Annotated in this window: 24 protein-coding genes; 11 read left to right on the top strand and 13 right to left on the bottom strand. The window is 71.0% G+C overall.

All coding sequences use genetic code 11. The features are described from left to right. Nucleotides 1-45: 45 nt before the first annotated feature. Together ACQP2O_RS05460 and ACQP2O_RS05465 are read right to left on the bottom strand one after the other, a co-directional pair. Nucleotides 46-522: a VOC family protein gene (locus ACQP2O_RS05460; RefSeq protein WP_433180465.1), complete on the bottom strand. Its 477-nt coding sequence runs from the start codon at nucleotides 520-522 to the stop codon at nucleotides 46-48. A 52-nt stretch (nucleotides 523-574) separates the two neighbouring features. Further along, nucleotides 575-1003: a winged helix-turn-helix transcriptional regulator gene (locus ACQP2O_RS05465; RefSeq protein ID WP_433180467.1), complete on the bottom strand. Its 429-nt coding sequence runs from the start codon at nucleotides 1001-1003 to the stop codon at nucleotides 575-577. 100 nt (nucleotides 1004-1103) lie between these two features. On the opposite strand from ACQP2O_RS05465, the gene ACQP2O_RS05470 reads away from it, so the two are divergent. Further along, a complete protein-coding gene (locus ACQP2O_RS05470; protein WP_433180469.1) occupies nucleotides 1104-2312 on the top strand; it encodes an amidohydrolase family protein in 1209 nt (402 codons plus the stop codon). Between the two features lie 27 nt (nucleotides 2313-2339). After that, a complete protein-coding gene (locus ACQP2O_RS05475; RefSeq protein ID WP_433180471.1) occupies nucleotides 2340-3341 on the top strand; it encodes a zinc-dependent alcohol dehydrogenase family protein in 1002 nt (333 codons plus the stop codon). Between the two features lie 4 nt (nucleotides 3342-3345). On the opposite strand, the gene ACQP2O_RS05480 is transcribed toward ACQP2O_RS05475, so the two are convergent. Together ACQP2O_RS05480 and ACQP2O_RS05485 are read right to left on the bottom strand one after the other, a co-directional pair. Then, nucleotides 3346-3930 carry a class I SAM-dependent methyltransferase gene (locus ACQP2O_RS05480; protein WP_433180473.1) on the bottom strand — a complete coding sequence of 195 codons (585 nt, stop codon included), beginning with the start codon at nucleotides 3928-3930 and terminating at the stop codon, nucleotides 3346-3348. A gap of 116 nt (nucleotides 3931-4046) precedes the next feature. Then, nucleotides 4047-4217 carry a hypothetical protein gene (locus tag ACQP2O_RS05485; RefSeq protein WP_360890283.1) on the bottom strand — a complete coding sequence of 57 codons (171 nt, stop codon included), beginning with the start codon at nucleotides 4215-4217 and terminating at the stop codon, nucleotides 4047-4049. 132 nt (nucleotides 4218-4349) lie between these two features. Here ACQP2O_RS05485 and ACQP2O_RS05490 point away from each other — a divergent pair, with 132 nt between their 5' ends. Continuing rightward, the gene (locus ACQP2O_RS05490) at nucleotides 4350-4925 is read left to right on the top strand and encodes a DUF4142 domain-containing protein (RefSeq protein WP_433180475.1); all 576 of its coding nucleotides are present in this window, start codon (nucleotides 4350-4352) and stop codon (nucleotides 4923-4925) included. A 77-nt stretch (nucleotides 4926-5002) separates the two neighbouring features. Here ACQP2O_RS05490 and ACQP2O_RS05495 read toward each other — a convergent pair whose 3' ends face one another. Then, nucleotides 5003-6391, bottom strand: coding sequence for an MFS transporter (locus ACQP2O_RS05495; RefSeq protein ID WP_433180477.1), 1389 nt, complete (start codon nucleotides 6389-6391; stop codon nucleotides 5003-5005). A gap of 71 nt (nucleotides 6392-6462) precedes the next feature. On the opposite strand from ACQP2O_RS05495, the gene ACQP2O_RS05500 reads away from it, so the two are divergent. The 4 genes from ACQP2O_RS05500 (at nucleotide 6463) to ACQP2O_RS05515 (ending at nucleotide 10719) form a co-directional block, all read left to right on the top strand. Continuing rightward, nucleotides 6463-7302, top strand: a complete 840-nt coding sequence (locus ACQP2O_RS05500; protein WP_433180479.1) for a helix-turn-helix transcriptional regulator — start codon at nucleotides 6463-6465, stop codon at nucleotides 7300-7302. 190 nt (nucleotides 7303-7492) lie between these two features. After that, nucleotides 7493-7963 carry an aegerolysin family protein gene (locus tag ACQP2O_RS05505; protein WP_433180480.1) on the top strand — a complete coding sequence of 157 codons (471 nt, stop codon included), beginning with the start codon at nucleotides 7493-7495 and terminating at the stop codon, nucleotides 7961-7963. 279 nt (nucleotides 7964-8242) lie between these two features. Then, complete coding sequence (locus ACQP2O_RS05510; RefSeq protein WP_433180482.1) at nucleotides 8243-9787, top strand: serine hydrolase domain-containing protein; 1545 nt, start codon at nucleotides 8243-8245, stop codon at nucleotides 9785-9787. A 146-nt stretch (nucleotides 9788-9933) separates the two neighbouring features. Continuing rightward, nucleotides 9934-10719, top strand: a complete 786-nt coding sequence (locus ACQP2O_RS05515; protein ID WP_433180484.1) for a MerR family transcriptional regulator — start codon at nucleotides 9934-9936, stop codon at nucleotides 10717-10719. Between the two features lie 70 nt (nucleotides 10720-10789). Here the strand turns inward: ACQP2O_RS05515 and ACQP2O_RS05520 are convergent, their stop codons facing one another. After that, complete coding sequence (locus tag ACQP2O_RS05520; protein ID WP_433180485.1) at nucleotides 10790-12049, bottom strand: MFS transporter; 1260 nt, start codon at nucleotides 12047-12049, stop codon at nucleotides 10790-10792. Nucleotides 12050-12128: 79 nt separating this feature from the next. Continuing rightward, nucleotides 12129-13124 carry a quinone oxidoreductase family protein gene (locus ACQP2O_RS05525; RefSeq protein ID WP_433180487.1) on the bottom strand — a complete coding sequence of 332 codons (996 nt, stop codon included), beginning with the start codon at nucleotides 13122-13124 and terminating at the stop codon, nucleotides 12129-12131. A 62-nt stretch (nucleotides 13125-13186) separates the two neighbouring features. Here ACQP2O_RS05525 and ACQP2O_RS05530 point away from each other — a divergent pair, with 62 nt between their 5' ends. Next, entirely contained in the window at nucleotides 13187-13573 is a 387-nt protein-coding gene (locus ACQP2O_RS05530) for an ArsR/SmtB family transcription factor (protein ID WP_433180489.1), read from the top strand. Here ACQP2O_RS05530 and soxR read toward each other — a convergent pair. After that, nucleotides 13561-14094, bottom strand: coding sequence for a redox-sensitive transcriptional activator SoxR (gene soxR / locus ACQP2O_RS05535; protein WP_433180490.1), 534 nt, complete (start codon nucleotides 14092-14094; stop codon nucleotides 13561-13563). The two genes, ACQP2O_RS05530 and soxR, sit on opposite strands and share 13 nt — an antisense overlap. Before the next feature lie 128 nt (nucleotides 14095-14222). Here soxR and ACQP2O_RS05540 point away from each other — a divergent pair, with 128 nt between their 5' ends. Next, nucleotides 14223-15368, top strand: coding sequence for an acetyl-CoA C-acetyltransferase (locus tag ACQP2O_RS05540; RefSeq protein ID WP_433180492.1), 1146 nt, complete (start codon nucleotides 14223-14225; stop codon nucleotides 15366-15368). A gap of 112 nt (nucleotides 15369-15480) precedes the next feature. Further along, nucleotides 15481-15834 (top strand): MerR family transcriptional regulator, encoded by a 354-nt coding sequence (locus ACQP2O_RS05545; protein WP_360890234.1) that lies wholly within the window; start codon nucleotides 15481-15483, stop codon nucleotides 15832-15834. Nucleotides 15835-15838: 4 nt separating this feature from the next. Here ACQP2O_RS05545 and ACQP2O_RS05550 read toward each other — a convergent pair whose 3' ends face one another. Both ACQP2O_RS05550 and ACQP2O_RS05555 read right to left on the bottom strand, forming a co-directional pair. Next, nucleotides 15839-16789, bottom strand: coding sequence for a DUF6891 domain-containing protein (locus tag ACQP2O_RS05550; RefSeq protein WP_433180494.1), 951 nt, complete (start codon nucleotides 16787-16789; stop codon nucleotides 15839-15841). Between the two features lie 51 nt (nucleotides 16790-16840). Further along, on the bottom strand, nucleotides 16841-17422 hold the full coding sequence (locus ACQP2O_RS05555; RefSeq protein ID WP_433180496.1) for a CGNR zinc finger domain-containing protein: 582 nt from the start codon (nucleotides 17420-17422) through the stop codon (nucleotides 16841-16843). A gap of 50 nt (nucleotides 17423-17472) precedes the next feature. Between ACQP2O_RS05555 and ACQP2O_RS05560 the strand changes: the two genes are divergently transcribed. Continuing rightward, entirely contained in the window at nucleotides 17473-18309 is an 837-nt protein-coding gene (locus ACQP2O_RS05560) for an alpha/beta fold hydrolase (RefSeq protein ID WP_433180498.1), read from the top strand. Between the two features lie 128 nt (nucleotides 18310-18437). Here ACQP2O_RS05560 and ACQP2O_RS05565 read toward each other — a convergent pair whose 3' ends face one another. The 3 genes from ACQP2O_RS05565 to ACQP2O_RS05575 form a co-directional block, all read right to left on the bottom strand. Next, nucleotides 18438-19532, bottom strand: a complete 1095-nt coding sequence (locus ACQP2O_RS05565) for a hypothetical protein (protein WP_433180500.1) — start codon at nucleotides 19530-19532, stop codon at nucleotides 18438-18440. Further along, nucleotides 19525-20070 carry an RNA polymerase sigma factor gene (locus ACQP2O_RS05570; RefSeq protein ID WP_433180502.1) on the bottom strand — a complete coding sequence of 182 codons (546 nt, stop codon included), beginning with the start codon at nucleotides 20068-20070 and terminating at the stop codon, nucleotides 19525-19527. The genes ACQP2O_RS05565 and ACQP2O_RS05570 overlap by 8 nt, the downstream gene beginning before the upstream one ends. A gap of 146 nt (nucleotides 20071-20216) precedes the next feature. Next, the gene (locus tag ACQP2O_RS05575; protein WP_433180504.1) at nucleotides 20217-22103 is read right to left on the bottom strand and encodes an acyl-CoA dehydrogenase family protein; all 1887 of its coding nucleotides are present in this window, start codon (nucleotides 22101-22103) and stop codon (nucleotides 20217-20219) included. Between the last annotated feature and the right edge of the window lies 1 nt (nucleotide 22104).

Genomic DNA, 22104 nt, shown 5'->3' on the forward strand with positions numbered 1-22104 from the left:
CGGCAAGGTGTCGATGGCGGCGGCAAGGTCAGGTGGCGCCGCCGATCAGCTTTCGGCTGATGACCCCGTTTCGGTTCCGAAGCCGTTCAGGGACCGGCGTTCATCCTCCGTTAGCGTCTCCTGGAACACCGTGATGTGCAGGCCGGCCGGGGCGTCGAGGCGTGCGTTCAGCGACTGCCAGGGGGTCAGCGTGGGCGGGGCCACCTGTTCGGCGCCGGCGGCCACCAGCCGGCCGGTGGTGGACTGGGCGTCGTCGACCTCGAACGCGACACGGATCTTGGGCGCGACCTGACGACCCACCTCGACCTCGTCGATGTACCGCTTGTGCGCCGGGTTCGCGATCTCCAGGGTGGCCCGGCCGACGTCCAGGATCACGACGCGGGCGTCCCCTTCGTTGGAGAAGGCCGCCTGCTCGGGCAGGCCCAGCGCGTCGCGATAGAAGGCGAGCGCGGCCTCGTAGTCCTCGGCCTCGACGACCAGGCGAAGCTGGCGGACGGGTACGGACTCACGATCATCTGACATGCGAAGGCTCCGATTCGGGTGGACACGATTTTCTTGGTGAATGAGCTGATCATCAGGGTGCGTCGGCCGCGGCCCCATTCGCACCGGGATCTTCCTCGAGGAGTCCCCGATCATTTTCCATGTCCGCGGCCGCGTTCGCCCGGTCGATCTCCGGCATGTGCCGTTCCGCCCACTCGCGCACCACGGCCAGCGGGACCTCCAGGGACAGCCCGAGCTCGGTGAGTCGGTAGTGCACCTGGGGCGGCACGGTCGGTTCCACCCGGCGGGCGACCAGGCCGTCCCGAACCAGGCTGTGCAGGGTCGTGGACAGCATCTTCTGGGACACCCCGGGCATCCGCCGGCGCAGTTCGGCGAACCGGACCTCTGCCGGGTCGGCCTCGGCCAGCACCTTGACCAGCATGGACGTCCACTTGGTACCGATCCGGTCCAGCAGCTTACGGGTTGGGCAGGCCGGATCGAACACGTCGCCGCGCCTGGTCACCTGGACCTCACCACCTGTCGGGAAAGTGCCTTCTTGGCAGCTCAATCTTGGTCACTTATCGTTCTTTGGTAACAAATAGTAACCATAAACGGAGTCGGCCGTGAATCACTTCGTAATCACAGGCGCGCGCGTCTTCGATGGTGAGGACCTCCTTGGGGTCGTTGATGTCGAAGTCGCAGACGGCAAGATCGTGAGCGTCGCGGGTAGACGCCCCGAGGGAGTCGAACTGATCGATGGCACTGGTGCCACGTTGTTGCCCGGCCTGTTCGACGCTCACACGCATACCGATGCGGAGTCACTCCGCCAGTCCCTGACGTTCGGAATTACCACCGAGCTCGACATGCTCTCGATCCCGGAACGAATGATCCCGCTGCGCCGCCAGGTCGCCGAGTCGAGTGACCTCGCCGACGTGCGCTCCCCATCCATCGGGCTCACTCCTGCGGACGGGCACCCGCATCAGCTCCGGAAAGGGGAAGGCGACCCACCGTGGCCGACGGCCACGCGCGTGGACGAGATCCCAGCATTCGTTGAGGCCAGGATCGCCGAGGGCGCCGACTACCTCAAGGTGCTGGTGGAGGACGGCCACGTGTTCGGCTCGTCCCTGCCCAGCCTCGCTTCCGAGTTGGTCGCGGCGACCGTTCGTGAGGGCCACGCCCGCAACAAGATGGTCCTCGCACACGCGATGACCATCGAGACGGCCGATCAGGTTGTCGACGCCGGCGTCGACGGATTCACTCACCTCTTCTTCGATCGGCCTTATACCGACGAGCTGATCGAGAAGATCGCTGCTGCCGGCATCTTCGTGGTTCCTACGCTGACGGTGATCGCGTCGATCACCGGCGAGCCCGCCGGTGACGAGCTCGCCAAGGATCCGCGGGTTCCCCCAAAGCTGACGCCGGTATGGCTCGACAATCTGTCCGGCGCGATGGCGACAAGTCCACCCGAAAACTTCGGCTACGCGCTTGAGGCGCTCCCAGCGCTGCAGCGAGCCGGCGTCGACATTCTCGCGGGCACGGATGCCGCACACCTCGGCGCACCGGGAATGGCCCACGGCGCCAGCCTTCACGACGAACTGCGGCTCCTCGTGATGGCAGGCTTCACGCCGATGGAGGCACTGCGGGCAGCGACCTCCGTTCCGGCGCGTCGGTTCGGCCTTGATGACCGTGGTCGAATCAAACCCGGGCTCCGAGCCGACCTCACGCTGGTCGCCGGCGACCCGACTGTCACCATCGGCGACACCCTCTCTGTCCAGCGCGTATGGCGCGGAGGGATACCGGCATCCCTGGCGCCGACGTCCGCCACGATCTGAAGCGAAACGACGTCTTAGGGTGGAGGGGTGCTGGCGTGGGAGGTCCGGCAGCCCGGGCCGATCAAGACCGAGCCCCTGCGGGCGGTGGACCGACCCGTTCCCGAGCCGGGGCCTGGAGAGGTGCTCGTGCGCGTGCGCGCCTGCGGGGTGTGCCGCACCGACCTCCACGTCGCCGAGGGAGACCTGCCGCCGCACCTGCCCGGCGTGACGCCGGGCCACGAGATCGTCGGCGAGGTCGTGACCCCCGGCGAGCGGTTCGCGGCGGGTGACCGGGTCGGGGTGGCGTGGCTGCGCGGCACCTGCGGGATGTGCAAGTACTGCCGGCGCGGCGACGAGAACCTCTGCCCCCGCTCGGTCTACACCGGCTGGGACGCGCACGGCGGATACGCCGAGTTCGCGGTCGCCCCGGAGGCGTACATCTATCCGCTGCCCGGCGACCGGGCCGACGTCGAGCTCGCACCGCTGCTGTGCGCCGGGATCATCGGTTACCGCGCGCTGCGCAGCGCCGCCCTGCCGCCCGCCGGACGGCTCGGCATCTGGGGCTTCGGCGGGTCGGCGCACCTCGCGGCGCAGGTCGCCATCGCCGAGGGCGCCGAGGTCCACGTGTTCACCCGGGCGGCGGCGGCCCGCACCCTGGCGCTCGAGCTCGGGGCGGCATCCGCGCAGGACTCGTTCGATCCGAGCCCGGAGCCGCTCGACTCGGCGATCATCTTCGCCCCCGCCGGCGAGCTCGTCCCGGCTGCCCTCGAGCGCCTCGACCGCGGTGGCACGCTCGCCATCGCCGGCATCCACCTCACCGACATCCCGGCCCTGAACTACCAGGCCGATCTCTTCCAGGAGCGCCGGCTCCGCAGCGTGACCGCCAACACGCGCGCGGACGGCGAGGAGTTCCTCCGGCTGGCCGATCGGCTGCGGCTCAAGGTCACGGTCACGCCCTACTCCCTGACCGAGGCGGACCGCGCGCTGGCGGACCTGGCCGCCGACCGGGTCAACGGCGCGGCGGTGCTGCTTCCACCAGGCCCCCGCTGACCGGCTAGTGGGCTCGGTCGGCGCCGGCGGGGGCGGCGGCGACGTAGGCCCACGACTGGGTGAACCACAGCTCCCGGCCGATCAGGCGGGGGCGCGCTCCGGTCTTCGGGCCGCCGTCGAGCTCGGCGGTCAGCTCCTTCCGGATGCGGTCGCCGTTCCCGACGGCGGCGAGCCACGGTTCGACCGGGCGCTCGATGGTGAACACCTCGAGCCGGCGCGTCTCACCTCCGGCCTCGTGGACCAGGTCCATCAGGTCGCCGAACGTGCGCGTCGTCGTGCGGGCCGGGTCGCGGAGGCGTTCGATGCGGCCGCTGTCGCCGGCGCGGGTCCGTACGAGGTCGGTGATGATGAGCCGTCCGGAGCAGACGCCGAGGAGCCGCCGGACCAGGGTCACCGGGTCCGTGTCGGGCGTCGGCGTCAGGCGGGCGGTGATCAGCGTGAACGGCCCCTCGGGTGGCGCGGTGGCGTCCGCGCTGGTCAGGCGCTGAACCCGCGGGCCGAGGAGCGGCGCGACGTCGGAGGCGCCGCAGGTGACGTCGAGACAAGTGTCGTCCGGCCGAGGCTCGGCGAAATCCACAAGTCTGCGCACGTGACAGGCGGTTTCGGTCGCGGGCGCGCTGGCTTGTGGCATAGGGCCCTCCCGGGCAGGACGGTGCTTCGTAAGCGATAAGACGCCGCACCAGCACCGTCGGTTCGGTGACGGCGCTATTTTCCGGCGTGGTGCTGTCCCCACATCATGAGCGCCACGATCACGAAGACGACCATCAGCCCGATGACGCGATCACGGGACATGCCGAGCCCGATGCGTTTCGCGACACGGCTGACGATGAACGCCACGAGGATCGCCAGTAGTGCAAGCGTTACGACCCCACTCACGCTTCTCTCCTCCGGTCCGACCCGGAACCCAGACTAACCCGGCGGAGCCCCGCGTTGCATGACGCCGCTCATCCGCGGGTACGGCGAGGAACATTACAGATAGTAGTGTGGCAATTACCGACAGGGGGAGACATGCAGCGTCATCCGTACCTGCGCGCGCTTCCGGCGGCGGCTGCGATCGTCACGACGGCCGTCACCGTCACGGCGGCTCCGGCATCCGGCGCCGGCGCCGCGCGGCCGACGTCGGTGACGGTCGCGCCGACATCCCGGGCCCCGGTGTCCGCCCAGGACCGCGCCTGGCTGCGAGAGGCTCACCAGGCCAACCTCGCGGAGATCGACGTCGGCGGGCTGGCCCGGAAGAAGGGCACGACCCCGGAGGTGCGCTCGGTCGGCCGGATGCTCGTGACCGACCACACCGCCTTCGACGGCAAGGTGACCCGCTTGGCCGAGCGTCTGGGGGTGTCCCTGCCCAAGACGCCCACGCCGGACGACGCGGCCGTCGCCGACCGGCTGCAGAAGGCGTCGGGAAAGGCCTTCGACCAGGAGTTCCTCAGCGCCATGGCGGGCGGGCACGAGAAGGTCATCACCGACACCCGGACCCAGATCTCCCAGGGATCGTCCGCCCGGGTGATCGCCCTGGCCAAGAAGGCCCTCCCCGAGCTGCGCAAGCACCTGGCGATGGTGCGGAAGGCCCAGACCTCCGGCTGATCGTCCTCACGCGCTCACCTTCGCGAGGGCGGAGGCCGACCGACCGCCACGCGACTGGGTACTGAGGCCACGGCCTGCTACGAGGTCGGCTGCTCCATGGGACGGGGCGTACGTGGCAGGGCCAGGATGAGGGCGAGACCGACGAGGACGAGGACCAGGGCGAACGCACACCCGGCCGCGAACGCGTGGTCCCAGCCGCGGTTGACCGCCCGGAACACCACCACACCGACCAGCGCGACGCCCACCGAGCCGCCGATCTGCTGGGCCGTGGCCAGCACACCCGAGGCGGTGCCGACGTGCTCCTCCCGTACGCCCTTCAGGGCCACGTTGAGCAGCGGCGTCTGCACGAGGCCCATGCCCGCGCCGAGGACGACCGTCGCCGTCATGATCGAGACCGTGGTGTACGACTCCAGGAGCAGCACGGTGAGCCCGGCCGCCGCGACCACCGCACCCGCGACGAGCAGCCGTCGTCCGAGCAGCGGGGCCAGCCGGCCGGCGGCCAGCGACCCCGCCAGGAAGGCCAGCGCGAACGGCGCGAACGCCAGCCCGGCGCGCAGTGCGGTCAGCCGCAGACCCTCCTGCAACTCCATGGCCATCACGAAATTGAAGCCGTTCACCATCACGTACCAGGCCAGGACGATCACGGCGCCGAGGGTGAACCGGCGGTCCCGGAACAGCCGCAGGTCGACGAGCGGGTCGGCGACCCGGCGTTCCGCAGTGGCGAAGGCGGCCAGCGCGAGAGGCGCGGCGGCCAGGCAGAGCCACGTCCACACCGGCCAGCCCAGCTGACGGCCCTCGATCAGAGGCAGGACGAGGAGGGCCAGCGCACCGCTGAGCAGCGCCATGCCGGGCCGGTCGATCCGGCCGGCGGCGGCGGCACGCGACTCCGGGATCAGGACCCGGGCGGCCAGGAAGATCACCGCTCCGAGGGGCAGGTTCACGAAGAACACCGCCCGCCAGGGCAACGCCTGGAGCATGACCCCGCCGAGCACCTGCCCGACCACCGAGGCCATGCCGAGGACCGCGCCCATGACCGCGAACGGCCGGTCCCGGCGCTCCGGCGGGAAGAGCACCTGGACGAGGGAGAACGCCTGGGGCAGGGCGAGCGCGGAGCCGACCCCCTGCACGAGCCGGGCGGCGACCAGGAGGCCGGCGTCCGGCGCGAGACCGCTCGCCGCCGACGCCACGGTGAACAGTGCGACCCCCGTGCAGAACATCCGCCGTCGGCCGTACCGGTCGCCGAGCCGCCCACCGGTCACGAGCGTGACGGCGTAGGTGAGCTGGAATCCGGCGAGCACGAGCTGTCCGACGGCCGGCGACGCGTGCAGGGCGCGTTCGATGGCCGGGACGGCCACCAGCACCTTGAACAGGTCGCTGATCGTGAGGAAGACACCCGCGTACGCCGCGATCAGCGCGGGCCACGGCCGGATCCGCGTCCGCTCGGGGGCTTGCGTGAGAGCTGTCATGCCTCCCACGATGGGAGGAACAGTAAACGGGTACCAGATGTGCTTCATCCTGGTATAAGGAGTACCGCCCAATGTCCAGCCGTGACGAGCTCGCCGCCTTCCTCCGGTTCCGCCGCGAACGCCTCACCCCCGAAGATGTCGGCCTGCCCGGCGGCGGGCGGCGCCGTACGCCCGGGCTGCGCCGCGAGGAGGTCGCCACGCTCGCGGGCGTCAGCACGACCTGGTACACGTGGCTCGAGCAGGCCCGGGACGTGACGCCCAGCCGGCAGGTGCTCGACGCGCTCGCCCGCACACTGCAGCTGTCCCCGGCCGAGCACGACTACCTGTTCACCCTGGCCGGTCAGCCGGCCACCCCGGCGGCCGAGAAGGTCGACGTGCATCCGACGATGCGGGCGTTCGTCGACTCCCTCGACCCGCAACCCGCCTACATCGCCAACGAGACCTGGGACGTCCTCGCCTACAACCGGGCGCAGGCGGCACTGATCGCCGAGTACGACGAGCTGCCGCCGGAGCAGCGCAACGTGATCTGGCTGATGTTCAACAGTCCCGAGATCCGCGCGCGCATCGTCGACTGGGAGACCGACGCCCGCTCGATGGTGGCCAAGTTCCGGGCGGCGGCCGCCGAGCAGGCGGGCAACCCGCGCATGCGCGCGCTCACCGACGACCTGGTGAAGAGCAGCCCGGAGTTCCGCGACCTGTGGGCCGGCCACGACGTCCGTGGCCACGACCCGGCCCGCAAACGCATCGACCACCCGGCCGTCGGCCTGATCGAGCTCGACTACGTGAAGCTGGAGTGCGTCGGCCGCCCCGGGCAGATCCTCACCGCCCACCTCCCCGCCGACCCCGAATCCGCCGCCAAACTGAGGAAGCTGGTCGAGCAGGGGGCGGGGACGAGCTCGTCGCGGCCGTGAGTGAAATGCACATGCCGGGATATGTCGGCTAATATCTTTTGTACGGGAGTCGATATGGCCGATCGCTTCGTCGGCCGATAACCCGCCCGCCGTCGGCCCGCAATCCCCAGCTTTCGGGATAACGCATTTTCGCCGCCGTTCCTATCTTGGAACTCGTCGAGATTCTTCGACCTCCAAGAGAGGAAATCTCATGCGAAACATCGGAATCCCCATGCGGACCGGATTCAGGACCGCCGTGGCCGCGGCCGTCCTGGGCGGCGGTCTGCTCGCGTCCATCCCTCCGGCCAGCGCCGACTCGGCCCGCAGCGTCGAGGTGTTCCTGAACAACCTCACCCGCTGTGACCTGACCCTCGTCACCACCCGGCTCGACCACGGCAAGTTCGAGGTCCGGCCGCCCCAGCTCATCCTGCTGGGCGACCAGGGACGGTGGGAGTCGGTGTCCGACGGAATCGCCACCGGGACCGAGGGAGAAGCGGATTACTTCACCCAGTCCTGCCGGAATCCGGCCAACAACAACAAGCGCATCCATTTCCACTGGGACAATCCGTTCATCGGATCGAACTCCTATGACAGCGCCGGTACCGACGGCGCCTTCCGCTCGAACATCGTCGGCGGCTCCGGAAACCACGCGGGCGTGTCCGTGAGTTTCATGCCCGCCTGACGGATCCGGCGGGAGATGCCGCATGCGGCATCTCCCGCCACCAGGGCCGCGATCTTCGGTGGATCGGCCGTCGGCGGGTCCACGCACGCTTGCGACCCGCGTGAGTCGACTGATCAGTGATCAGCCGGGTGAGCAGAGTCCGCGCGGGTGTTACTTCGCTGTTCGTGGCGACGAGCTGTGAGCTAGATCATCGTTGAGGTTGACCTTGGGTCAGGGTGGAAGCTCCTCGCAGCGGGACGACGTCGACCGGACGTCACCGATGCGAAGGAGCGAACCGCGATGTCCATCACCCTTTCCGACCAGGACAAGAGCACCCTGCGGACCGCCGCGTACGGCGCCTTGTCGTTGATGGTCGCCGCCACCGGCTCGCCCCGCAAGGCCGCCGCGAATGCCTCCATCGCCCTGACGGCGGCGACCGGTCTGGTCGGGCACGTGCTCGCCGCGAAGGCCAAGGACATCGAACTGAAGGGCAAGACCGTCGCCGAACTCGCCGACCGGGTACTGCCGGCCCTGACCGCGGCCATGAAGCTGCTCGGCGAGCAGGCTCCGGCAGAAGCCGACAACTTCCGCTGCACCATCCTCCTCGCCATCGAAGCCGCCCACGTCCACCCGGACGAGCCCAGCACCATTACGGCCGAGATGGCTCGCAAGATCACCGCCGCCCTCGACGCCGGGGTGGCCACCGCCGACAATGGGGCTGTTGCCGGGCAGGATCGCCCGGAGTTGCGGAAGGCGATCGAGGAGATCGTCGATTCCGGTTTCGTCGGGGTGTCGCTGCGTGTGCACGACGAGCGGGGCGAGTGGGTCGGCGGCGCCGGGGCGGCCGAGCTGGGTGGGGCCGCGAAGCCGCCGCCGAACGGGCATGTCCGGATCGGCAGCAACACCAAGACCTTCACCGCCACCCTGGTACTGCAGCTGGTGGCCGAGGGCAAGATCGCGCTGGACGCGCCGGCGGCCGGCTACCTGCCCGAGTTTGGGCTGGACGAGCGGATCACGGTGCGGATGCTGGTGCAGCACACCAGCGGGGTGTTCAACTTCAGCGGCGAGATCTACGACGACGGGACGGTCGTGCCGGGGATCCCCAACCCCTACGGCATCACGGGCAAAGAGTGGGTGGACAACCGGTTCAAGGCCTACCGGCCGGAGGAGCTGGTACGGCTGGCGTTGTCCAAGCCGGCGCGGTTCGAGCCGGGGACGAGCTGGAGCTACTCCAACACCAACTACGTGCTGGCCCGGCTGCTGATCGAGAAGGTCACCGGCCGCTCGCTCGCCGAGGAGATGCAGCGGCTGATCCTGGGGCCGCTCGGCCTGGCGGGCACGGTGGTGCCGGACGCCTCGGCGGAGATCCCCGCGCCGCACGCCCACGCCTACTACCGGTACGAGGACGCCGGCCAGACCAAGACGATCGACATCACCCGCCACAACCCCTCATGGGTCTCCACCGGCGGCGACATGATCTCGACCACCGAGGATCTGGCCACATTCATCTCCGCGCTGATGAGTGGCAAGCTCCTGCCGGCCGAGCTACTGGCCGAGATGTGCACGCCGCATCCGACGGGCATCCCGAAGATGGGCTACGGCCTGGGGGTGTTCGTGCTGGACACGGACTGCGGTGGAACCGTCATCACCCACAACGGCGGCATGGCCGGCTACGCGACGCTGATGTACAGCACCCCCGACGGCAGTAAGACCCTGACCGCCGCGCTGAACTGTGTGGACGACGCCGACCTGTCCATCGCGACGGCTTTCCTGGGCGCCCAGCAACGGCTCGTCAACGAGGTGTTCTGCGGCGGACAGGCCGATCCGGCTCAGCCGGCGGACTGACACCTCGTACGCCTTGAGGGGCGATCCCCTCCGGTCGTGCGTCAGGTGGAGCGCGAACCGGGCCACGCCGAGCCGGGCGAGCTCGGCGTGGCCCGTCCACATGCTCTGCGTAGCCGCCGAGCTCGAACACAAGGCAGGCTGAGCGAATGAGGAACGGAGTGACGATCGGGCAGGCGGCGGCATTCGTCGGCGTCACGGTGAAGACGGTGCGGCACTACCACAAGCTCGGTGTGGTCGATGAGCCCGAACGCGACAGCTCCGGTTACCGGCGGTACGGATCGGCCGCGTTGTTGCGACTGGTGCAGGTCCGGACGCTGGCCGCCGCCGGAGTGCCGCTGGCCGAGATCGGGCCCCTGCTCGACGCCGACGCCGCGCGGTTCGCCGCCGCACTCGCCGACGTCGAGCGGCAGCTCACCGAACGGATCGAGGAGTTGATCGCGCGGCGTGACACGCTGCACCGGCTCGCCGATGGCGATCGGGCGCTGCTGCCCGACCGTGCTGTGGCGCTGCTGGAGCGGATGCCCGGCCTCGGCTTCCCCACGGACGAGGTGGCGGCCACCAGGGAGGGCTGGGTGCTGGCCAAGGCCCTGGTCCCCGAAGGCTTCGACGACTACCTCACCGATGTCGAGCACGCCCTCGACGACCCACGGTTCGTCGCCTTGTTCAAGCGCGGCGTCGAAGCCGCGGCCTGGGAACCGGACGACCCGCGCATCGACGAGCTCGCCACCGCCTTCGCCGACCACTGCCTCGCCAACCCCGCACAGCTGAAGATCGTGACCGGCCTGCAAGCCGGCACCGAGGCCGCGACCCGATACCAGCTGATCGCCCACCACGGCGAAGAGCAGGGATCGGCCACGGCCCGGCTGGTCGCGCTTCTCGAGACCAAGCTCCGCTCCGCCGGCATCCGTATCCCCGGGCCGGCCTCCCGCTGACCACGCCATCGCCACCGCGGCCGGCGTCGGCGACCAGAGCGTGCGGTCACTTCGGCGATGAGCAGCGGCTTCACGAGACCACCGCTCGCTGCAGATCGCCCGAGTCGGAGTCGGGACCGTGCGCGGAGGGCTCCGGCTCGCGCGCGCGACGGGACCCCAGGGCGATGGCGGGGAGGGCGGCGGCGAGAAGGCTGATGGCCGCGAGTGTCGCGAAGCCGTACCGGGTGTCCGAGTGGTCGGTGATCGTCGCCACGACGAGCATGACGACGACGGTGCCGGCGAGGGCGCAGGCGTTGGCGACGCCGAAGACCCGTCCGATCCGGTGCTCGGGCGCCGAGGCGAGCAGCAGTGCCCGTGACGCGATGCGCGCCTGCCCGAACCCGCACGCGCCGACGAGCACCAACGGCATCAGCCCGGCGACGCCGTACCGCGGCTGCAGGATCAGCATGCCGTTGCACAGCAGGAACCCGGTCAGGGCGATGCGCAGGTCGCCGAACCTGCGACCGACCAGGCGGTACGCCGCCGCCGCGAGCAGGAAACCGAGGCCGCCCAGGGCGTCGACCAGGCCGAGGACCGCGCTGCCGCGATGAAGCTCGCCGACGACGAGGACGGGCAGGAGCGCGTTGAAGACCGTCACGACGACACTGCCCTGGGCGTACAGGAGGATGAGCCAGCCGGTGGCCACGCGCCGACCGGCCCCGGCGGGGGCGTCGTGCGGGCCGGTCACCGGCTCGGCGGCCGGGTGCGCGGGCCGGCGGCCGACCGCGAACACGCACACCGCCGAGGCGACGAACGTCCCGGCGTTGAACGCGAAGAGCGGCACGGCCCCGAACCACTGGACCGCGAAGCCGCCGACCGACGCCGACAGCAGCATCCCGGCCTGCATCGCGATCTCGTAGTTCGCGTTGAACCGGCGCAGTTCGGTGGGCCGGACCCGCTCCTTGATCAGGCCCGCGCTGACCGGCACGAACATTGTGGCGACCACCGCCAGCGCCAGGTTGGCGGCGTAGACGACGACGTTCGTCGGCGCACCGGCCGCCAGCCCGACCGGCAGGGCCAGCGCGGCGAGCGCGCCGGCCAGGTCGCAGCAGACCCAGAGCGTACGACGGTCGAACCGGTCGGCGAGGCGGCCGAAGAAGGGGGACAGCACCGCCTGGGGAGCGGCGACCGCGATGAACAGCCAGCCGACCGCCAGCATCGTCCGCTCGGCCCGGACGAGCAGCAGTGCCGCGGCGATCAGCTGGATGTTGTTGCCCAGCGAGGTGATGAAGGTGGCGGGGATCAGCAGGCGCTCGGCCCGCCGGATCCGCGCGTCGTTGTGGGGGTGCACGGCGTCCTCGGCGAGTGTGGTCGATCGGCCGCGGTCGGCGGCCGTACCGATGATCGCCGGTCCCGGCTGACATCTCCTGTCAGGATTCCGCCGGGACGATCCGTGCCACGTACTTGCCGGTGCCGCGCCCGTCGGCGAGCAGCTGGTGGGCGGCGGGGACCTCGGACAGCGACTCGATCTCGGTGACCGGGACGTACAGCCGCCCCTCGGCGATGAGGTCGAGGACGCGGCGCAGCGCCACCGCCACGCGTTCGGGCGCCGTGACCGCCAGCGCGCTGATGCTGAACCCGCTGATGGCGATGTTCCCCGCGCGCAGCCGGTCGAGGCCGGGGAGCGCGGCGGCCTGTCCGCCGCCCGCGTTGCCGAACAGCACGACGCGTCCGCTTGGGCTGATCACCTCCACGTCGGCGTCCAGCAGGGCGGTGCCGAGCGGGTCCAGGATGACGTCGACGCCGCCGTCGGCGGCCGCGCGCACCGCCTCGGCCAGGTCGCCCTCGCGGGGGACGACGGCGTCGTAGCCGCTCTTCAGGGCCGCGGGGATCTTGTCGGCGCGGCCCACGGTGCCGACGAGCCGTCCGCCGCCCAACGCCGGGACGAGCTGCGCCACCGCGCCGCCGACGCCTCCGCTGGCCGAGTGCACCAGCACGGTCTCGCCCGGACTGAACCGGGCGGCGTCCGTGAGCAGCAGCAGCGCGGTCGCGAGCATCAGCGGGGCCGCCGCCGCGACGGCCGACGGCACCTCGTCGGGGACCGGGACGGTGAGCTCAGCCGGTGCGAGGGCGACCTCCGCCAGCCCGCCGGCTCCCGGCAGGAACGCGGCCACCCGCTGCCCGGCGGCCAGGCCGGTGACGCCCGCGCCGACCTCGCGTACGGTCCCGGCGACCTCCTTGCCCGGCGCGAAGGGCCAGGACGCGTAGCCGGCGTCGCCGCGGCGGGCCATGACGTCGATGAAGTTGATCCCCGCGTGGGTGACGTCGATGGTCACCTCCCCGGTGCCGGGGCGCGGCGCCTCCACGTGCCGGACCTCCGTACGGTCGGAGCGCTGGGACGGCGCGGTCATGACGAGAGCACGCATGACGTCTCCTCGTTCGAATTTCGATGTTCGTCGTACGACGAATGTCGTACCACAGTTGTACGATGGTTGTCGAAAGAGAGGTCGTCTCGATGCCCCGATCGCAACGCCGTACGCTGACCCACCCGGAGGCCGACGAACTGGACGTGCTGGACGTCCTGCACGCGCTGTCGGACCCCACACGGATGACGATCGTCCAGACGCTGCGTGCCGACCCGGAGCGAGCCTGCGGCACGTTCCCCGTGGACGTCGCGCCCTCGACGCTCACGCACCACTTCCGGGTGCTCCGCGAGGCGGGCGTCATCCGTCAGCGGGAGGACGGCAACCGCCGCTGGACGACACTGCGGCGAGACGACCTCGAGGCCCGCTTCCCGGGGCTGGTCGAGGCCGTCGTCACGGCGTACGAGCGGCAGGCGCCGCCACCCGGCTCAGGGGCGGGTCAGCCGCACTGATCGCCGTCGCAGGCGTCCGTGCCTGAGGAGGCCGCCGCCGGCTCCCCGGAACGCCCGGCAGGGGCCTTCTTGCCGAGCAGGCGCCGGGGGCCGGAGCCCTCCTCGCCGAGCTGGTCGTACGGGTTGGACAGGCGGCACCGGCTCAGCGACAGGCAGCCGCAGCCGATGCAGTCGGTCAGGTCGTCGCGCAGGCGCTGCAGCTGCTCGATGCGGGCGTCGAGCTCGGTGCGCCACGTGGCGGACAGCAGCTCCCAGTCCTTGCGGGTGGGGGTGCGTTCCTCCGGAAGTCGGCCGAGGGCCTCCCGGATCTGGCTCAGCGGGATGCCGACGCGTTGGGAGACCCGGATGAACGCCACGCGCCGCAGGACGTCCCGGGCGTAGCGGCGCTGGTTACCCGCCGTGCGGCGGCTGCGGATCAGGCCCTTGGCCTCGTAGAAGTGCAGTGCCGAGACGGCGACGCCGCTGCGGGCGGCCACCTGTCCCACGGTCAGCTCGCAGGCGTCCCATCGGGGGTGTTCCATGCTCCCAACCCTAGATTCCTGAGAGCTGCGTCATATGGACGAGTCGCCGGAGCGAGGTAACCTCGTACTGACCGAATTGTGTTCGGTTCTGATTGGGACGGAACCCCCAGAAGAGACTTGGAGGCGTCGTGGCCGAGGCGTACATCGTCGGAGCGGTCCGTACCCCCGTAGGCACCAAGAAGGGCGCGCTGGCCGCCGTGCACCCGGCCGACCTGGGCGCACACGTGCTCAAGGAACTGGTCGAGCGCACAGGCGTCGACCCTGAAGCGGTCGACGACGTCATCATGGGCTGCGTCATGCAGGTCGGCCCACAGTCGCTCGACATCGCCCGTACGGCGTGGCTGTCCGCCGGGCTGCCCGAGCGGGTGCCCGGCGTCACCATCGACCGCCAGTGCGGGTCGTCCCAGCAGGGGATCCACTTCGCCGCGCAGGGCGTCCTGTCCGGCACGCAGGACCTCGTCGTCGCCTCCGGCGTGGAGAACATGGGCATGGTCCCCATGGGCTCCAGCGTCGCCATGGCCCTCGAGAAGGGCATGCCGTTCCCGTACGGCGAGGGCTGGTCCGCGCGGTACGGCGACCAGGAGATCTCCCAGTTCCGCGGCGCGCAGCTGATGTGCGAGAAGTGGGGTTTCAAGCGTGGTGACCTCGAGGCGTTCGCCCTGGAGAGCCACCGGCGCGCGGTCCACGCCATCGAGAACGGTCACTTCGACCGGGAGACCGCGCCCATCGCCGGCGTGACCAAGGACGAGGGCGCCCGCCCGGACACCTCGCTGGAGAAGATGGCGGGTCTGCAGCCGCTGCGCGAGGGCTGGGAGCTGACCGCGGCCATCGCCTCGCAGATCTCCGTCGGCGCCGGCGCGCTGCTGATCGCCTCGGAGGAGGCCGTCCGCGAGCACGGCCTGACCCCGCGGGCGCGCATCCACACGCTCGTCGTCGAGGGCTCCGACCCGGTGTACATGCTGACCGGGCCGATCCCGGCCACCGAGAAGGCACTCCGGAAGGGCGGGCTGTCGATCGACGACATCGACGTGTTCGAGGTCAACGAGGCGTTCGCGCCGGTCCCGCTCGCCTGGGCCCGCGAGACGGGCGCCTCGCTGGAGAAGACCAACCCGAACGGCGGCGCGATCGCCCTCGGCCACCCGCTCGGCGCGACGGGCAGCATCCTGATGACCAAGCTCCTGCACGAGCTGGAGCGCACCGGCGGACGCTACGGCCTGCAGACGATGTGTGAGGGCGGCGGCCAGGCCAACGCCACCATCATCGAGCGCCTCTGACCTGATCGCGGGGGGCGGGGCCCGCTGGGCCCCGCCCTTCGTAAAGAAGCCCACAACCCACGCGTGTGGCGTCCGTGCGGGGCGTACGGCGTGCCCCACGATGGCACGCGTCATGGTCCTCACTGAAGAAGAACACCGGCCGCTGTACTCCGTCGGGCAGGCCGCCGCGATGCTGGAGACGCGCCGGAGGTTCCTGCATCGTCTCGATCGGTACGGCGTCGTGTGCCCTCGACGCACCCCCGGCGGCCATCGCCGTTATTCGGCGTACGAGATCGGCCGGATTCGGCGCGTCATCGAACTCGCCGACGAGGGCGTCACGCTGATCGGCATCCGGCACGTCATCGGCCTGGAGAAGCGCATCCGGGAGCTGGAGGCGCAGCTCGACGCGGCCTGGGACCGCGTCTTCCAGTTGGAGAAACGCCCAGTGGTCCCGCGGATGCGGCGCGAGCGGATCCCGCCGATCTGACGGCTCACTGGACCGGCCAGGGCCTGACCTCCACGTCGCCGAGCCGGGTCAGGTCCACCCGGTCCTCCTCGGCGAGGACGCCGATCAGCTCCTCCGCCTCGGACGGCGTCACGTGGCGGCCCCGCGAGCACCGCGCGGTGGAGTCCGGGCTCTCCAGCCACAGCCGGGGCCCGTCCTCCCACATCATCTGCACGATCGCGCCGGACCGGCCCTCGAACGTGGCGAAGTTGCCCTTGCGGGGCCTCAGATCGAGCAGGACGCCGCGGGACTCCGCGAGCGACATCGGGACCGCGTCGTCCTGCGCCCGCCCTCGTGCGTAGTCGCAGTAGGTCACCTTGAGGGGGCCGGTGGTCTCCGGCTCGGGACCTCCGGGCCAGGTCGCGAGCTCGCCGAACCGCCGACGTCGCCAGGTGAGCTGGACGTCGATCCGCTTGGCGTGATCGCCGTTCCACTGGGAGGCCAGGCCGTGCCGGCCCAGCGCCGCGACGACCTCCTCGCCGATCCGCGTCGCGGTGGCGACGTCTCCGTCGAAGCCGCCGTACGACAGGTAGAGCCCGTGTCCCTCGATGGCGCCCTCGATGTCCTGGTGGTGGCAGAAGGCGTAGCCGCGCATCTCGGCGCCCTCGGGCACCTCGTCGCCGATCTCGGAGACACCGCAGTTCTGACAGCAGGTGAAGTCCGCCCGTGCCACGATGCCGGCGGCCTCGAGGTCCTGGAACGCCCGGAGCAGCCGGTCGGAGTCGAGGACGTCCGGCCAGGTCTCCTGATCGGCGAGGTAGGCCGCGAACTCCTCCTTGGCGATCTCGGTGGCCGCCTCGGCGACCGCGTCGGAGTCGGGCGCGGTGTCGAGGTAGTCGACGGACTCCTCGACGATGGTGTCGAAATCGTCGTCGCCGGTGGCCAGGGCTCCACGGATGAAGCTCCGCAGCAGGTCACGGTCCTCGCTGTCGATCATCCTGCGATTATGGCGGTCGGCGGTGACACTCCGTCGCGGATCCGTGCGATCTCAGGCCCGGGTGCGATCGTAGTGCCGTCGTGCCTTGGTGCGGTTGCCGCACCGGCGCATCGAGCACCACTGCCGGTTGCGGGCCGGAGAGCGGTCGACGAAGCGGATCCCGCAGTCGTGCGCGGCGCATACCCGCAGCAGGTCGTCGCCGGTGAGCAGTTCGACGGCGTCGACGGCCAGCACGGCGAGTGCCGCTGCCGTCGACTCGTCGCGCGGCGCGGCGACGGGACGTCCCGCGGCGTCCAGCGCCAGGCGGGGGAGCGGCGGCGCCGCCGCGACCGCCGCGTTGATCACGTCCGTCGCCTCCCCGGCGGTGCGGGGAAGGCCGTCGCCGGCCTCCGCGACGGCGCCGCGGTCCGCGGGGCTCGCGGCGGGGAACGCCAGGAGGTCGATCGCCTCGCGCAGGCGCCGGGCGGCCCGCAGGTCGTCCTCGCCGGGAACGCCGGGCAGGTCCGCCGTACGCAGCCACGCCTCGAGGTCGGCCGGGGCGCGCAAGGTCTCACGGCCGCCGAGCTTGCGGTCGCGGACCGTGTTGATCAGGTCGACGCTCGGCCGTCCGCCGTACCAGAGCCAATCCCCCATAACCCCATCATATGGTTAGAATCGGCCTTAACCGCATAAGGGGGTTAGAGATGGCGATCGCAACGGTGAACGGCATCCGCCTGCACTACCGGCGGACGGGTGACGGGCCGCTTCTCGTCCTGCTGCACGGCTGGCCGCAGACCGGGCACTGCTGGCGGCACCTCGTCGGGCCGCTCAGCGAGGCGTACACGGTCGTGGTTCCCGACCTGCGCGGCTACGGGCGCAGCGACCTGCCGACGGACGGCCATGACAAGCGCACCCGCGCCGAGGACCTGCATCGGCTCATCCGCGACCTCGGGCACGAGTCGGCCACGGTCATCGGCCACGACCGGGGCGCCCGCGTGGCGCACCGCTGGGCGCTCGACCATCCCGGGGACATCGAGCGGCTCGTCGTGATGGACATCATCCCGACACGCGAGATGTGGCGGCGGATGGACGCCGACCTGGCCCGCCGTACCTGGCACTGGCTCTTCCACCTGCAGCCCGACCTGCCCGAACTGCTAGCCGGGGCGGACCCCGGGGCGTACGTGCGATACCTCATCGACAGCTGGTCGCACGTGCCGCTCCCGGAGGAGGACATCGCGGAGTACGTCCGGGCGTTCTCGCGGCCGGGCGCGCTGCGCGCCGGGTTCGACGACTACCGCGCCTCGGACGAGGACGCCGAGCACGACGAGGCCGACGCCGGCCGGCGGATCCCGATGCCGCTGCTGGCCCTGTGGGGCGAGCACAGTTTCCTGCAGACGATCGACGCCGTCGCGGTCTGGCGCGACTACGCCGAGAACGTCACCGGCCGGATGATCGAGGACTGCGGCCACTTCCTCGCCGAGGAACGCCCCGAGGCCGTCCTCGAAGAGCTGACGGGCTTCTTGCAGCTCTCGAAGGGCTGACGGGCTCCTGCGGCCCTCGAAGGGCTGACGGGCTCCTAGAGCCATCGAGGAGCGGACGGGGTTCATGACGGGCTGATCCCCGGCGGTCGCGAGGGTCGCGGTGGCGACCGCCGGGGGTCGAGGTTCGGTCAGCGGGGGGCAGTGTCCGCCCAGCCCATCTCCAGGAACAGCTCGTGCGTGAAGACCGTCCCCGGCTTCATCCCCTCGACCATGAGGCCCTGCCCGGACACCAGCACGGTCTCGGTACCGAGCACCTGATAGGTGCCGGGCCGCAGCAGCAGTTCGACGTCGAACGTTCCGCTCCCGTCCGAGCGCGTCACCGCCAGCGTGGTGGCGACCCGTCCGTAGACGTCCTTGGTCAGGCCCTTGTTGCGGATGCCCGGCGTGCCGGCGAGCGCCCGGAAGACGGCGGCGCGCAGTTTCGGCGAGCCGGGTTGCGCCAGGAAGTGCGCGGCGTTGGTGAGCGCGACACTCGGGCCCCCGCCGGGTTTGAGCAGGTACGCCCGCAGCGCCGGCAGGTCGTCCGCGAGCGCCTCGCGCTCGGCCTGGGGCAGATCCGGGTTCGGCGGGCATATCCGCGGCTTGGTGGCGCACTTCTTCCTTGCCTGGGCCAGCATCTTCTCGAAGCCCTTCCGCTCCGTCGGCGTCGTCCGTACGAGATCCCACTTGCCCGGGGCCGCGGTCTGCGTGATGGCGTCTCCGTTGGAGATCACGCGCCAGGTCGTCGGCGAGCCGGCGCGCTGCCAGGCGGCCCGGTCGGCGGGCGTCTGCGGGATCGCCCCGGCGAACCGGCTGCGGAAGACGTCGTCGTCCTTGTCCGTCCGGGCGATCCACTGGTCGATCTCGTGCCGGGCGCCGGTGATCACATAGTCGCCCTTCGCGACGCGGTACGCCTGACCGTCGATCTCGTGGGAGTGCCAGTAGCGCCCGACCGGTTCGGACGCGGCCTTCTGCGCGGCGGCGAGCAGCACCTGCTGCGCGGTGAGCTCCGTCGTCGGCGTGCTCCGGGGGACGGAGGAGCCGCCGCTCACCATGAGGGTGATGGCGGTCGCGATGGCCACCGCCGCCACGCCGAGCCCGCCCAGCCCCAGCCGGAAGGCCGTGTCCCGCGGCCGCGGCCGGAGCTTCGCCTGGGCGAGGACGCGCCGCCGCCCCTCGGCGATCACCTCTGCCGATGGTGGAGCCTCCGCCAGGAAGGTCCGGATCATGCGCTCGTCATCCATCGTTGTCCTCCCCGAGCACGGAGCGCACCTTCTTGCGGGCCCGGCTCAGCCGCGAGCCGACCGTTCCGTACGAGATTTCGAGCGCCTCGGAGATCTCCTCGTGGGAGAGCCCGGAGACGGCGCTGAGCAGCAGGACGTCGCGCTGGCCCCGCGGCAGCGCGGCGAGCGCCTTGGCGAGGCGCGGCTGTAGGCCCTCGGCGCGGACCCAGTTGATGACGCGGTTCTCGTGGCTGTCGGCGACCTCTTCCGGGCCGAGCTTGGCCAGGGCGCGGTACCGGCGCATCTCCTGCCGCCGATGCTGCGCGACGAGCCGCGTCGCGATGCCGAACAACCAGGGCCGTACGGCGCCCTTCGCCGGGTCGTACCCGCCGCGTTTGCGCAGGGCGATGAGGAATGTGTCGGCGGCGATGTCGTCGGCGACGTCCCGGCCCAGGCGGCTCGCGACGTAGTTGTGGATGGCGGGGAAATGCTCGTCGTAGAGCGCGGCGAAGGCGTCGGGCGTGTGTGCGGTCGGCTCGGCGATCCGCGCGCCCTTCACGTTCTGACGTCCATCGTGGGCACCTTCCGGTGAGCGGGAGCTGTCACCGGTACTCCGACGAAGGCCCTGAGGCCTTTCCCGACGCCCGACATGATCGATCCCCGGTGGCCGCCGCACTCTACGGCCCCCGGGGATCTCGTCGTTCGTCAGGCGACGGTGCGGTGGACGTTCTCGCGCTCGGTCGGGCCGGGCTCGGCCTCGGCGATCCACGGGCCGGGGATCGACGGGTCGAGCACGCCCTCCTCCAGCCAGGTGTGGCGGCCGTCCAGCACCTGCCTGGCGACCTTCCCGTCGAGGGCGTCGGTGTTGTGCCAGAGCCGGTCGAACAGCTCGCCGATCCGCACCCGCGCCTGTTCGCAGAACGCGTCCGCCAGCTCGTACGCCTCCGGCCGGTCGTCGGCCCTGGCTCGGACGCAGACGGCGCTGATCGCGAAGAGTTCGGCGCCGATGTCGACCATGCGGCCGAGGAAGCCCTGCTTGCGCTCGAGGGCGCCCTGCCAGCGCCCCGCGGCGTAGAACACCGAGCGGGCCAGCTTGCGCGCGGAGCGTTCGGCGTAGCGCAGGTGCCGGGCCAGCGGGCCGAACTCGCCGTACGACCCGGGGCGCTGCCCCGCCCCGGCGAGAAGCGTCGGGAACCAGGTGGAGTAGAAGCCGCCCGCGCGGCCGACCGCCTTGGCCTTCGCCTTCAAGTCGGCGTCGGGGTCGATGATGTCGCCGGCCACCGACAGGTGCGTGTCGACCGCCTCACGGGCGATGAGGAGCCGCATGATCTCCGAGGAGCCCTCGAAGATGCGGTTGATGCGCAGGTCGCGCAGGAGCTGCTCGGCGGGCACGCCCCGCTCGCCGCGCGCCGCCAGCGATTCGGCGGTCTCGTAGCCGCGCCCGCCGCGGATCTGCACGAGCTCGTCGGCGACGCGGCAGGCCATCTCCGAGGCCCACAGCTTGGCCAGCGCCGCCTCGATGCGGATGTCATTGCGCTCGTTGTCGGCGAGGACGCTGGACAGGTCGACCATCGCCTCCAGCGCGTACGCCGTCGCGGCGATGAACGAGATCTTGGTGGCGACGGCCTCGTGCTCGCCGATCGGGCGGCCCCACTGGACGCGCTCCTTCGACCACTCACGGGCGATCTTCGTGCACCACTTGGCCGAACCCGCGCACATGGCCGGCAGCGACAGGCGCCCGGTGTTGAGCGTGGTCAGCGCGATCTTCAGGCCCTGGCCCTCCTCGCCGACGCGGTTCGCGGCGGGAACCCGGACCTGGTGGAAGCGGGTGACGCCGTTCTCGATGCCGCGCAGGCCCATGAAGGCGTTGCGGTTCTCGACGGTGATCCCCTCGGCGTTCGCGTCGACGACGAACGCCGTGATGCCGCCCCGGTGGCCCTCGGACTTCGGCACCCGCGCCATGACGACGAGCAGGTCCGCGACGACGCCGTTGGTGGTCCACAGCTTGACGCCGTCGACGACGTAGTCGTCGCCGTCCGGGACGGCGGCGGTGCGCAGCCGGGCCGGGTCGGAGCCGACGTCGGGCTCGGTGAGCAGGAAGGCGCTGATCTCGTTGACGCAGCGTGGCAGGAACGTCCGCTTCTGCTGGTCGGTGCCGAAGAGCTTGACCGGCTGGGGAACGCCGATGGACTGGTGGGCCGACAGCATCGCGCCGATCGCGGAGTGCGCGGACCCGGCGAGCATGAGCGCCTTGTTGTAGTAGACCTGGCTCAGGCCCAGGCCGCCGTACTGCTCGGGGATCTTCATGCCGAAGGCGCCGAGGGCCTTCAGCCCCTTGATCACGTCATCGGGGATGCGGGCCTCGCGCTCGATGATCCGGGCGTCCACCTTCGTCTCGCAGAACTCCCGGAGCCGCGCCAGGAACTCCTCGCCCTTGCCTCGCTCCTCCTCGTCCACCCGGGGGTGGGGGTGGATGAGGTCGAGCCGGAAGTCGCCGAGAAAGAGCTGCTTGCCGAAGCTCGGCAGGCGCCACGCCGTTTCGCGTGCCTCTTCGGCGACGCGGCGGGCGGTGCGTTCGTCCACGTGCGCCATG

Origin of the sequence: Actinoallomurus sp. CA-150999, from assembly GCF_050942425.1 — a bacterium.
Lineage (GTDB): Bacteria > Actinomycetota > Actinomycetes > Streptosporangiales > Streptosporangiaceae > Actinoallomurus.

Excerpts from the sequence above, each read along its gene's own strand:
- ACQP2O_RS05460 (WP_433180465.1), bottom strand. The coding sequence starts at position 522 with ATGTCAGATGATCGTGAGTCCGTACCCGTCCGCCAGCTTCGCCTGGTC.
- ACQP2O_RS05490 (WP_433180475.1), top strand. The coding sequence starts at position 4,350 with ATGCAGCGTCATCCGTACCTGCGCGCGCTTCCGGCGGCGGCTGCGATC.
- ACQP2O_RS05495 (WP_433180477.1), bottom strand. The coding sequence starts at position 6,391 with ATGACAGCTCTCACGCAAGCCCCCGAGCGGACGCGGATCCGGCCGTGG.
- ACQP2O_RS05500 (WP_433180479.1), top strand. The coding sequence starts at position 6,463 with ATGTCCAGCCGTGACGAGCTCGCCGCCTTCCTCCGGTTCCGCCGCGAA.
- ACQP2O_RS05505 (WP_433180480.1), top strand. The coding sequence starts at position 7,493 with ATGCGAAACATCGGAATCCCCATGCGGACCGGATTCAGGACCGCCGTG.
- ACQP2O_RS05510 (WP_433180482.1), top strand. The coding sequence starts at position 8,243 with ATGTCCATCACCCTTTCCGACCAGGACAAGAGCACCCTGCGGACCGCC.
- ACQP2O_RS05515 (WP_433180484.1), top strand. The coding sequence starts at position 9,934 with ATGAGGAACGGAGTGACGATCGGGCAGGCGGCGGCATTCGTCGGCGTC.
- ACQP2O_RS05525 (WP_433180487.1), bottom strand. The coding sequence starts at position 13,124 with ATGCGTGCTCTCGTCATGACCGCGCCGTCCCAGCGCTCCGACCGTACG.
- ACQP2O_RS05530 (WP_433180489.1), top strand. The coding sequence starts at position 13,187 with ATGGTTGTCGAAAGAGAGGTCGTCTCGATGCCCCGATCGCAACGCCGT.
- soxR (WP_433180490.1), bottom strand. The coding sequence starts at position 14,094 with ATGGAACACCCCCGATGGGACGCCTGCGAGCTGACCGTGGGACAGGTG.
- ACQP2O_RS05545 (WP_360890234.1), top strand. The coding sequence starts at position 15,481 with ATGGTCCTCACTGAAGAAGAACACCGGCCGCTGTACTCCGTCGGGCAG.
- ACQP2O_RS05550 (WP_433180494.1), bottom strand. The coding sequence starts at position 16,789 with ATGATCGACAGCGAGGACCGTGACCTGCTGCGGAGCTTCATCCGTGGA.
- ACQP2O_RS05555 (WP_433180496.1), bottom strand. The coding sequence starts at position 17,422 with ATGGGGGATTGGCTCTGGTACGGCGGACGGCCGAGCGTCGACCTGATC.
- ACQP2O_RS05560 (WP_433180498.1), top strand. The coding sequence starts at position 17,473 with ATGGCGATCGCAACGGTGAACGGCATCCGCCTGCACTACCGGCGGACG.
- ACQP2O_RS05565 (WP_433180500.1), bottom strand. The coding sequence starts at position 19,532 with ATGGATGACGAGCGCATGATCCGGACCTTCCTGGCGGAGGCTCCACCA.
- ACQP2O_RS05575 (WP_433180504.1), bottom strand. The coding sequence starts at position 22,103 with ATGGCGCACGTGGACGAACGCACCGCCCGCCGCGTCGCCGAAGAGGCA.